This window comes from Pseudomonas sp. PIC25 (assembly GCF_002286785.1).
In the GTDB taxonomy this organism is placed as follows: Bacteria; Pseudomonadota; Gammaproteobacteria; order Pseudomonadales; family Pseudomonadaceae; genus Pseudomonas_M.
In genome coordinates this window covers 1-1,976 of sequence record NZ_MUJY01000021.1, presented here as the reverse complement: position 1 = coordinate 1,976, position 1,976 = coordinate 1, and the positions used below count along the sequence as shown (strand labels likewise).

At 64.2% G+C, this 1,976-nt stretch carries 3 protein-coding genes; all 3 read right to left on the bottom strand.

Annotated features, from left to right (window positions below; translation table 11 throughout):
- Positions 1–57: 57 nt before the first annotated feature.
- Entirely contained in the window at positions 58–582 is a 525-nt protein-coding gene (locus BZL41_RS00520; protein ID WP_095597487.1) for a phage tail protein, read from the bottom strand.
- Positions 579–1,748, bottom strand: a complete 1,170-nt coding sequence (locus BZL41_RS00515) for a baseplate J/gp47 family protein (protein WP_095597486.1) — start codon at positions 1,746–1,748, stop codon at positions 579–581. The genes BZL41_RS00520 and BZL41_RS00515 overlap by 4 nt, the downstream gene beginning before the upstream one ends.
- Positions 1,745–1,976, bottom strand: a 232-nt coding sequence (locus BZL41_RS00510; RefSeq protein WP_143517993.1) for a DUF2590 family protein, incomplete at its 5' end; no start/stop codon positions are given. The genes BZL41_RS00515 and BZL41_RS00510, both read right to left, overlap by 4 nt.

Sequence of the window (1,976 nt, the reverse complement as noted above, 5' to 3'; positions counted from 1 at the left end):
GTTTCTGCGCGATCAGGCTTTCACCGGCCAGGGTAATGCGGGCTCCCATTGGCTCTCCTACAGGCTGGCGACCAGGGTCTGCTGGTCGTCGTTGAAATGGACAGTCACCACGCCTAGCGGCAGGGTGGTCAGCGTCACGAAGTCATAGCGGCGGCAGGTGCGACCGTATTGACGGATCAGGATGCGTAGCAGCTCGGCGTTCTCCGCCAGTTGGCTGTTGCTCAGGCGCAGCAGCACCACGTCCCAGTCGCGGTCGGAATCGCGCTCTTCGATCTCGACATAGCCCACGCCCAGACGCTGGAAGATGCGTTTCAGGCCGGCAGTGCTGCCAGCGTCCACTGCGTTGATGAAGGCGTATTTCACCCGCAGGCGGTAAAGGCTCTCGGGTTCGTCCTTGAAGCGGGTGATGTCGCGCTGCCAGGCCAACAGATCCAGGATGGTCAGGTGGCAGGTTTCGGCATCCATCTGCAGCAGCGGCCAGCGCAGCCAGCCCTCCACTTTTGTCCACCAGGCTTGTGCGGCGGCCGTGAGCTTCGCCAGCTCGGGACCGTCCAACCAGAAAGGCAAACCGAGCTTGATCATTGCATCAGCACCTCAACGCCGGTCAGTCGCGGGATGCTCAACTGGGAAACGATGTCGTTGTTCCGCCAGTACAGCGATTCGATGCCGGGAAACTGCCGGTGCAGTTCTTCGCCCAGCCTACTGAAGGAAAACCGTGACTGCGGGTAGGTCAGGGTGGGCTGGTAGTCCCTGGGCGTGCTCTCGCGAAAGGCCGCCCGGATGAACAGCTCGATCTCGGTCTTGAGCGTGGCGCGCTGCTCGCTGGTCAAGGTTGAACGGGTCCAGACCAATACACGGATCGCCCATTGGGTTTCGGGCATGGCCATGACTTGCAGGTCGTCGCCGTGGCCGTGGTTGCCCTGATCGCGGATATAGGCGTTGATCTGCTCCAGGAACGTGTCGGCGGGCACGCCGGCATCGAACAGCACGTAGGCATTTGCGCTGCCCGGGCCACGCGGGGCGTTGTGCTCGAAGTACACACCATCCGGCCGAACGCCCGGAAATCTGGCGATCATGGCCCGGTACACGGCGTCGGTGTGCCATTGGTTCACGGCGGAAAATTGGTTCCGCACGCGAAGACGCAGCTGGTCGTCGGGCTCAGGATCCGCGCCGGGCGACGTCAGCCATCCATCGATGTTCGCCACCTGGGCGATGCCTGGCACAGGCTCGGGCAGAACGGCGTAGTAACCCGGGGCCAGGTTGTAACCGCTGCCGGTCTCCACCGCCTCCACCGGAATGTCCAACTGCATCAGCCCGTCGATGAAAAGGCCCGGGGCGGTCGTCACCAGCTGGTACACATGGCCATTGATCGCGGCTGATTGCACCAGGGTGCCGGCGGGCACTTCCAGTTCGCCGCCAGCGGCCAGCCGGGTGAACAACAGCTTGCCCTGCGCCTTGGTTGCACCCTTGCGCTCGACGTTCACCGCCCAGGCCAGCATGTCCAGCCAAGCGCCGGTGGCGGTCTTCACAAAGAAGTTCGGCAGCACCGTGCCGCTGATGAAGGTGATCAGCCACAGCACGGGCTTGGTCACCAGGGCGGTGACGATGCGCCAGAAGGGCGAGTAGGCGCTGGTGTTGCTCAGCGCGCTGCCCTGGGCGGCCACTTCACTTTCCCAGGCCTGGCGCAGCCCGGCCTCGGTGGTGGGAATGCCGGCGTCACTGAGCGCCTGCTTAAAATCGACCGTCACAGCACCACCTCGACGGATCCGAATTCGACGGTGCGAGCGGTCACCTGGTACTGGCCCGGCTCCTGCTCGACGATCCGAACGGTGCCAGGCACCAGACGCTCGTCGGCCTCAACCAGCAGCTCCAGCTGCTGGATGCAGTCGCGCTGGCGGAAGCGGTCGCGCTCGGCCACCAATGTCACCAGCAGGCCGCTCTCGCGGATCATGTGCGCGATGTCCTGGGCGATGCTG

Excerpts from the sequence above, each read along its gene's own strand:
- BZL41_RS00520 (WP_095597487.1), bottom strand. The coding sequence starts at position 582 with ATGATCAAGCTCGGTTTGCCTTTCTGGTTGGACGGTCCCGAGCTGGCG.